Origin of the sequence: Rhizobium sp. CRRU65, from assembly GCF_048551595.1 — a bacterium.
Taxonomy (GTDB): domain Bacteria; phylum Pseudomonadota; class Alphaproteobacteria; order Rhizobiales; family Rhizobiaceae; genus Rhizobium; species Rhizobium leguminosarum_J.
Window position 1 is genome coordinate 243,687 of the sequence record NZ_JBLYZH010000011.1, and the last position, 8,343, is coordinate 252,029.

The window sequence follows — 8,343 nt, forward strand, 5'->3', positions numbered from 1 at the left end:
TGGCTATCTCCTAAGTTGTGTACGTCGATCAAAGCGATCCGCTCAGACAGCGATCCGTAGAAGCTGGTCAGGGTATCGTTCAGCTATCGCACGCAATTGCCGTTTCACTTCCTCGTTGAGACGTTTCTGAAATCCAGCTTCAAAAAGATCTTGCGAATTACCGGAGTGACACCGCGCAAGGATTCGAACTTCAACAACGTAGTCTCCCGCGCTGGCAGCTCCTTGAACGCCTGCAACCTTTCCCTTCGCAGATAACATTCGGGTTTGCAGGTCGGAGGGCCTTTTCCTCTCGTCAATAGCGGCTGTATCTCTAATCTCTTTTCTCGATAAGACCCGAGTTTCGATCCTAGCGTTTAATTCCTTGGTGAGGGCATCACCACTTATTGCGTCACTCATAGCTTCTCCCTTCGTAGACTTTCCCAACAAGGGTCTCCCCCATGAATGCTTTCGTCAACTGCCCGGAATTGGACAGGGACGGCTCAATAGCCCAGCGTTGTATCGGTTGAGGAATCTGAAGGATCGATTGTGGTAGAGACGGTTGGTGGTGCCACAGTCGGATGAACCAACTGCAGCGGTATGAGTGAGCCCGAAACAAGCAAGCGCTTCTTTGTGCCCAAGTTGTAATCTAGCTCACCGTCGGCTGATGCCAATAGCAACCGAATGTCCGGCGCCGTCACAAGCAAGTCATCCACCACCTCACCGACTTGTTCCTCAGAAAGAACAAGGCCGTATGGAGTTTCCTCGGCGAATATCGTCTCATGCATCAAGTTTGTGAAATCTAAGGCGTCTTTTTTAAACCAATGTTCCCTTGGGCGATCGTTAAAGCGGGCGACGCAATCCCCAGCCAGCGTACGGACATCGACAGCTAGAGGTAAACTAGCCGGGAACCAGCCTGCGTAGAAGCACCAGTTACGGTTCGAATTGGCAAGCTTCCGCCCGCGTAGATCGGTGCGCAATATGGCTTCCAACTGATATCGCACATCCCCGGTCTCGAACGGCACGCACGCAGCAGTGTGCGTATCATATAACTCTTTGGTAAGTACAAAATCCCCAGTTGCGTGTGCCGCGGCTCTGAAAATTTGCAACGCGGCCGGGGTTAGCGGAACTTTCCTCGTGCTGTTGGTGATGTGATCGACGGAGATCTTCAGGGCGTCCGGCTCGCCCAGTTTTGCCTGTACGACGAGCAAGCGCCAAGCCCTGACGGCATCACCACCGGGGATTCTGGCGAGTATCCCCAAGTCGATTCCTGACCGGGCTTCGCTATGTTTGGTCTGATGAACCCACTGGAAATGCGGAAGTGTCTCCTGTCCCTCCCATCTGCGATAGGTTCTCGCAAACCAACTGAGGTTTGCCGTAAGACTCCCAGTCAAGTTGGCTGTAATATGCTCCTCGTCGAAGCCGTGGCTTCCAACGACGCGGATTACGTCGCACATTGATTGTTGCAAGGCATAGTATACCGCATCATCAGCGCTGTAATCCTGCTGTTTTTCCCAGAAGTACGCGATAAGTTGGCGGCGGCGTTCGGCGTCGATCAGCCCATACTCCTCAAGATCGTTCGCAACCTCAACAAGTTCAAGATACATTGGAACTACCCCATTTGTTTCGTGTAACGGTGCAATCGATCTGCATTCTGCCTCGCGGCACAGATTACGGATGCTCAGTCGCCGTTCGTGACTTTGAAGTCACATCTCGAATGCCCCTTCGAAGGTTACTCTTCTCGGGTCTCGATCATCCGGCAGCTTTCTTCGATGCCATCCACAACATCAATCAGGTTATTGCTGATGCACGGGTCATGGACGCGTTCGCGCTCACCGTTCTTGACACGGTCGCTCTCCCATAAGAGGGCAAACAAGAGGTGCGTCCTGATAGCTTGACTGTGGGGAACGCTGAACATCAGCCTGTGCAACTCGCGAGGGGTTGCATCCCACATCTTGCCGCAGCCTACATCATCAAAGTCGATCCACGCATTCGGGGGCGGCGGACCTTTGTATTCCGTTACTCCAGACTCGATGCCACCCCAGGTGATGCTATCGTGGCCGCAGTGTATCCAGTAGATATCAAAGGTTTCCTCGGGTGCAGCCAACAAACTAGCCTCAAGCTGCGTGATCATCCGGTTGGCCGCGGCGACTTCCTCATCGGTCGCGTAAATGCCGTGCGGCGTTTCGAGAATTGGAGACAATTCGGGAAGCAAAAGTGTTCTGAGCATAATGGCCTGCCTGTGTTTCGGTGCGTTTGACCTACCAGGCAAGGGTAACTAAATGGTTGTATTTGCCATCACGATCGATGCGTATAGTTGTGAAGACGGTAAAGCATTCCCGAAAAGGAATGCTCGAACTTCCCCGACACATTGTGTCCGCAGAGATTGATCAGCTCGCGCAACCTGGGGCTAAGCATAGAGGCCGAAAAATCCCAAGGTGACGCCTCCAAGGATCACCAACGTTCGCAACCCAAACAGAGTGATTTGTTCCGCGGTGGCAGTGTCTATCCCAGCCCTAGCAACCTCTCACTCCGGCTAGAAAACCATGCAGACGAGGCTCCAGGACGGTTGGCCACTTTCGACGTCTCAGTTGGCCAGATTCAACGCTATTTGGCCACTATTAGGTTGGTTTCGTCATCAAAGTACAGAGAACGTCCCGCTCAACTAGGTTGGACAATCCAGTTTAGTTGAGCGGTCGCTCGCATTTGGTTGGACGCGACAGCGACAGTGCAGCTCCATGATTCTCCAAGAATCAGGAGCAGCCGCTCGTAGCGCCGCAGGTGCCACACTTCTCGCAAGTGCCGCAGCCACCATCTCGTCCGATCTCTCACAATTACTCAGGATTGCCGCCAGGAAGTATGCTGAGAAGTCAGGCTCATTTCTATCGCGGAGAAACTGCAAGACCAAAGCTCTCAGGCGCGAACCTACGCGGATCCACTAAGTAAAGGGAAATATTTCAATAATTTCAATGTGTTTGTGGCGCACCCGACAGGATTCGAACCTGTGACCTTTGGAATCGGAATCCAACACTCTATCCAGCTGAGCTACGGGTGCATGCCTAAGGCGGTTTGAATCGCCTGTCCGATGGGTGGTTCTTAGCCTAGCTTGCGGCTGGCTTCAATCGCGAAATTCTCAGAAATACGGGTGCTTGCGCTTTGAAGGGTGTTTTTATCCGTCGGCCCGGGGAATGCTTACAAAAATCTCCGCCGGCCTTGCGGGCGGCGGAGTGTGTTTGTCGCGAGCTGTCGCTTTGTGGCGGTCAGATCTGCATGGCGCCGGGGCCGGGGATGGCCTTTGACGGTACCTTGCCGAGGATGATCATGCCGAGGACCTCGTCCTTGGTCACATCCTCGGTGCGGGCGTGGCCGACGACCTGGCCGTTCTTCATCACCGAGACGCGGTCGGCGAGGTCGAAGACGTCGTGGATGTCGTGGCTGATGAGGAAGATGCCGATGCCTTCCTTCTTCAGTTGCTTGATCAGCTCGCCGACCTGCGCCGTCTCCTGGGGGCCAAGGGCCGCCGTCGGCTCGTCCATGATCAGGATGCGGGCGTTGAAGAGGATCGCACGGGCGATCGCCACCGATTGCCGCTGGCCGCCCGAAAGCGCCTTCACCGGCTCCTTGAAGCGCTTGAAGTTGGGGTTGAGCCGCCCCATCACCTCGCGGGCCGAGGCTTCCATCGCGACGTCGTCGAGCGTGCCCCAGCGCGTCTTCAGCTCGCGGCCGAGATAGAGGTTGGCGGCGGCGTCGACATTGTCGGCAACGGCCAGCGTCTGGTAGATCGTCTCGATGCCGTATTTCTTGGCATCGCGCGGATTGCGGATGTCGGCAGGCTCGCCGTTGATCAGGATCTCGCCGCCGTCACGCTTGTAGGCGCCGGAGAGGATCTTGATGAGCGTCGACTTGCCGGCGCCGTTATGGCCGAGCAAGGCGACCACTTCGCCGGGGTAGAGATCGACCGAGGCATTGTCCACGGCGTGAATGCCGCCGAAGGAGATCGAGATGTTTTTCAGTTCCACGAGGGGAGTGCGTTGATCAGCCATGTCTGGGGCTCCTCTCACTTGGCACGGGCGCGGTAGACGGTGTCGAGCCAGACCGCCACGACAAGGACGGTGCCGACGACGACGCTCTGCAGCGGCGTATCGACATGCGCGAGCACCATGCCCGACTGCAGCGACTGCATGACGAGCGCGCCGAGCATGGCGCCGGCGATGGTGCCGGTGCCGCCTGCCAGCGACGTTCCGCCAATGACGGCGGCGGCGATGGTGTAGAGCTCGTCGAGCGTACCCTGCGAGTTGGTCGCGGCATTGAGGCGGGCGGTGGAGATCGCCGCTGCTATGGCTGCGAGAATGCCCATCAGCGCGAAGATGCGCACGGTGACCCAGCGGGTCTTGATGCCGGCGAGCTCGGCCGCTTCGGGGTTGCCGCCGATTGCGAAGACGTAGCGGCCGAAGCGCAGCCTTGTCGCGATGAAGGTCATGATGATGCCGACGACGATGGCGATCAGCACCGGCACGGCGATACCGTAGGGGATATCCAGGCCGGTCTCGGGCCAGGGAATATTGTTGGTCTCGGCATATTTCTTGGCGATGTTGATCGGCCAGTAATAGCTGTTGGCGATCCAGACCGCGCCGAGGATGAGCACGCAGCTCAGGATGGCGAGGAAATATTCAGCCCACATCGGCCGGCGGGGGAAACCGAAGCGCCGGCGCTGCCGGCGCGAGCCGACGATGCTGGCGATGACGAAGAGGCAGGCGCAGATGCCGACAATCCAGCTCCAGGTGGCGCCGATCGAGCCTTCGGCACCGCCGCCCATGATGCGGAAGGTCTGGTCCATCGGCGCAACCGTCTGGCCGCTGGTGACGAGCCAGGTGGCGCCGCGCCAGACGAGCAGGCCGCCGAGCGTGACGATGAAGGAGGGAACGTTGAGGAAGGCGATGATGATGCCCTGGAAGGCGCCGATCAGGCAGCCTGCCGCCAATCCGACCAGCAGCGTGATCGCCCAGGTGAAGGGGCTGTCGAAACCGATATATTCCGGCAGGATCTTGGCCTGCGTCACGCCCATGATCATGCCGCAGAGGCCGAGCACGGAACCGACCGAAAGGTCGATGTTGCGGGTGACGATGATCAGCACCATGCCCGTCGTCATGACGGCGATGTCGGTCGTCTGGACCGAGAGGTTCCAGAGATTGCGCGGAGTCAGGAAGAGGCCGCCGGTGATGATGTGGAAGCCGATCCAGATGATGATCAGCGCGCCGATCATGCCGAGCAGACGCGTGTCGATCTCGGTGGCGCGGAAAAAGCGGGTCACCGGACTGGCTTCCGCCGCTCGCGGTCCGCTTGATGTTGTGGATTTTACCATTTCGGCCATGGGTTTGCCGTTCCCCCACTTTGTTTGGACGGACGCGCCGGCGTGCTAGAGGCTGCCATCGGCGTCATGCATCTGTTCTTCAACTCACCATCGCGATGCTTCCGGAAGCCGGTCGCGTGGCGTCGCGACACCCTTCCGGCAGGGAATGAAAACCCGCGATGGTGCGGCGAGGCGGAGAAAACTTCGTCGTTGGAATTCTCATCCGCATCCGGCGCCGCAACGGTGTTTCGCTGCGGCGCCGATTTCAGTTCACAGCCCTTGGCTTACTTGCAGGCAGCGACGCTGTCGGCCTTGACGCCCTGGCACGCTTCCGCCTTGGAGATCCAGCCGGCGTCGATGACGACGTTCAGATTGTCCTTGGTGATCGCAAGCGGCTTCAGGAAGACCGACTGCATTTCGACGCCCTTGGGGCCGCCCTTGAAAGCCTGGGCGCCGTCGATCTTGCTCATGTCCTTGCCGCCGGCGAGGTCGAGAGCGATTTCAGCGGCGCGCTGGCCGAGTTCGCGGCTGTCCTTCCAGACGGAAACCGTCTGCGTGCCGAGAGCGATGCGGTTGAGGGCCGCCTTGTCACCGTCCTGGCCGGAAACCGGAACGGAGCCGGCGAGGCCCTGTGCGTCGAGAGCAGCGATCGCGCCACCGGCGGTGCCGTCATTCGAGGCGACGACGGCGTCAACCTTGTTGTTGTTGGCGGTCAGGAACTGCTCCATGTTGCGCTGAGCGTTCTCCGGCAGCCAGCCGTCGGTATAGGCTTCGCCGACATTCTTGATCTTGCCGGCGTCGATGGCGGCCTTCAGGACTTCCTGCTGGCCCGAGAACAGGAAGTCGGCATTCGGATCGGAAGACGAGCCCTTGATGAAGACGTAATTGCCTTCCGGCTTGGCCTTGAAAACGCCTTCAGCCTGCAGTCGGCCGACTTCCTTGTTGTCGAAGGTAATGTAGAAGGCAGCCGGGTTTTCGATCAGGCGGTCGTAGCCGACGACGGGGATGCCTTCAGCGGCGGCCTTCTCGATGGCCGGGCCGATCGCATCGGAATCCTGGGCGAGAATGATCAGCGCGTTGGCGCCCTGGGAGATCAGCGATTCGACGTCGGTAAGCTGCTTTGCGGCAGAAGACTGCGCGTCAGCGGAAATATACTTGGCGCCCTTGGCTTCGAGAGCCTTCTTGATGGCGGCTTCGTCCGTCTTCCAGCGTTCTTCCTGGAAATTCGACCAGGAAACACCGACGACGAGATCGGCAGCCATGGCAGCGGTATGCACGGAAACGAGGATGGCAGCACCTGCCATCAATTTCAAAATAGACTTCATAATGTCCTCCCGAGTGGATTGCGACCGGCCCAGCCCATGCTTCCTCCGGCCACCGCGAATAGCTGTCGAGAAAGGTTCGGATTTTTTTCTCGACAGTCGAGAAATTTAGTGTCAGAGATTTTTTCAACTGTCAACACTGCACTGCCAGCTTAATTTCCTTGCGAAACATCGGCTGGAGATGCAGTGGAAACCATGGGAAGAGCAAGCAGGAGGAGAGGGCGGCATTCATGCTGACCAAGTCGAGCACGGAGCTGGTCCGGCAGAGAAACAGCGTGCTCGTGCTGTCCATGCTGCGCCGCCACGGTGCGCTTGCGCATACCGAAATATCCGATTCCACCGGGCTGTCATCGGCCACCATCTCGGCGATCACCACTGAGCTGGAAAAAGCCCAGATCATCGAAAAATCGGAACAGCAACCGGCAAGCGGCCGCGGCCGGCCGCGCGTGCTGCTGCGCCAGCGGCGCGATTGCGGCTATCTCATCGTCGTCATCATCTCCTCGGATGCGGTGCAATATTCGCTGGTCGATTATGGCGGCAAGCTGATCGACCGCTTCAGCGAGGAACGTTCGCATGATCCGGCAGGCGCCGTCCGTTTTGTCGCGGCGGTGCGGGCCGGGCTTTTGCGCATTCTCGATCGCTCGAAGATCAGCCAAGAAAAGGTGCTGCTGATCTCGATCAGCAGCAAGGGGCTGGTCAATTCCACCGAACCGGTTCTCGTCTGGTCGCCGATCTTCGGCAGCGAGCAGATCGATTTCGAATCAGCACTCCGGCCGGAATGGCAGGCCAAGGTGATCCTCGATAACGAGACGCTGCTGGTCGCGGCGGCACTCGGCGCGCGTGAGGAGATGGTGAAGGGCGCCGATTTCCGCTCGCTCGCCGCCCTTTCGCTCGGCCATAGCGTCGGGCTCGGCATCGTCAGGCGCGGGAACCAGACGGGCCAGGAGATATCGGCGCCCAATTTCGGGCACATGCTGCACATGGCCAATGGCGGGCTCTGCCGCTGCGGTACCCGCGGCTGCATCGAGGCCTATGCCGGTTTCTACGCGATCCTGCGCAGCGCCTTCGAGGTGCCGCTCGATACGATCCCGGCAAAGTTCGTGCCGGTGGCGGAGCTGGACAAGATCGCCGCAAAGGCGCGCCAGGGCCACCGCGTCCCCGCCTTCGCCTTCCGCCAGGCGGGACTGGCGCTCGGCAACGGGCTGTCGCGCATGCTGAGCCTGACGGAGCGCATGCCGATCGCCATCACCGGCCCGGGCACGCGTTATTACGACCTGCTTCGGCACGGGATCGAAGAGGGTCTCGGCCAATCGCATATCGTGCGCATGGAGGGCATGCCCGAGATCAGGGTGGTGGCCGACGAGCAGATCCTCGTCTTCGAAGGACATCTGAACCGGGCGCTGTCTGTCATCGACGAGGATATCGTTCTCTCGGGCGTTCAGGGATCGGCAAGCATTCAAGAGACGGATTGAGGTTTCTTTCAGCCGAGGTGTGGTGATTGCAGCAGCAGGGGGCTAGGTAGTATACGACTTTGAGGGGTGTGCCGTGCCAGCCCCCCCTCTGGCCTGTGTCCAGCCGATAGATGGGTAACAGATTGAACCGGATAGATGGGTTACAGTTCTCCCCCTTGTAGACCAGTGTCCGCCCCTGCGCCGGCTGGTCGGGGTTGCAGGGCGCTGGGGCGGACAAGCCGCT

Annotated in this window: 6 protein-coding genes and 1 tRNA gene; 1 reads left to right on the forward strand and 6 read right to left on the reverse strand. The window is 59.1% G+C overall.

Annotated features, from left to right (window positions below; genetic code table 11):
- Positions 1–479 precede the first annotated feature (479 nt).
- The 6 genes from ACM5SV_RS22630 to xylF all read right to left on the reverse strand — a co-directional run bounded on the left by ACM5SV_RS22630 (position 480) and on the right by xylF (position 6,651).
- The gene (locus ACM5SV_RS22630; protein ID WP_419425419.1) at positions 480–1,583 is read right to left on the reverse strand and encodes a hypothetical protein; all 1,104 of its coding nucleotides are present in this window, start codon (positions 1,581–1,583) and stop codon (positions 480–482) included.
- A gap of 125 nt (positions 1,584–1,708) precedes the next feature.
- Positions 1,709–2,206 (reverse strand): hypothetical protein, encoded by a 498-nt coding sequence (locus ACM5SV_RS22635; RefSeq protein ID WP_419425420.1) that lies wholly within the window; start codon positions 2,204–2,206, stop codon positions 1,709–1,711.
- 748 nt (positions 2,207–2,954) lie between these two features.
- Positions 2,955–3,031: transfer RNA gene (locus ACM5SV_RS22640), tRNA-Arg, on the reverse strand.
- A 205-nt stretch (positions 3,032–3,236) separates the two neighbouring features.
- Positions 3,237–4,019: an ATP-binding cassette domain-containing protein gene (locus ACM5SV_RS22645; protein WP_003561812.1), complete on the reverse strand. Its 783-nt coding sequence runs from the start codon at positions 4,017–4,019 to the stop codon at positions 3,237–3,239.
- Positions 4,020–4,033: 14 nt separating this feature from the next.
- Complete coding sequence (locus ACM5SV_RS22650; protein ID WP_012758585.1) at positions 4,034–5,347, reverse strand: sugar ABC transporter permease; 1,314 nt, start codon at positions 5,345–5,347, stop codon at positions 4,034–4,036.
- 263 nt (positions 5,348–5,610) lie between these two features.
- The gene (gene xylF, locus ACM5SV_RS22655) at positions 5,611–6,651 is read right to left on the reverse strand and encodes a D-xylose ABC transporter substrate-binding protein (protein WP_003542055.1); all 1,041 of its coding nucleotides are present in this window, start codon (positions 6,649–6,651) and stop codon (positions 5,611–5,613) included.
- Between the two features lie 227 nt (positions 6,652–6,878).
- Here xylF and ACM5SV_RS22660 point away from each other — a divergent pair, with 227 nt between their 5' ends.
- Positions 6,879–8,120 carry an ROK family transcriptional regulator gene (locus tag ACM5SV_RS22660; protein ID WP_222015911.1) on the forward strand — a complete coding sequence of 414 codons (1,242 nt, stop codon included), beginning with the start codon at positions 6,879–6,881 and terminating at the stop codon, positions 8,118–8,120.
- Positions 8,121–8,343: the final 223 nt, after the last annotated feature.

Coding starts and splice junctions, on each gene's coding strand:
- ACM5SV_RS22635 (WP_419425420.1), bottom strand. CDS start 2,206: ATGCTCAGAACACTTTTGCTTCCCGAATTGTCTCCAATTCTCGAAACG.
- ACM5SV_RS22660 (WP_222015911.1), top strand. CDS start 6,879: ATGCTGACCAAGTCGAGCACGGAGCTGGTCCGGCAGAGAAACAGCGTG.
- ACM5SV_RS22650 (WP_012758585.1), bottom strand. CDS start 5,347: ATGGCCGAAATGGTAAAATCCACAACATCAAGCGGACCGCGAGCGGCG.
- ACM5SV_RS22645 (WP_003561812.1), bottom strand. CDS start 4,019: ATGGCTGATCAACGCACTCCCCTCGTGGAACTGAAAAACATCTCGATC.
- xylF (WP_003542055.1), bottom strand. CDS start 6,651: ATGAAGTCTATTTTGAAATTGATGGCAGGTGCTGCCATCCTCGTTTCC.
- ACM5SV_RS22630 (WP_419425419.1), bottom strand. CDS start 1,583: ATGTATCTTGAACTTGTTGAGGTTGCGAACGATCTTGAGGAGTATGGG.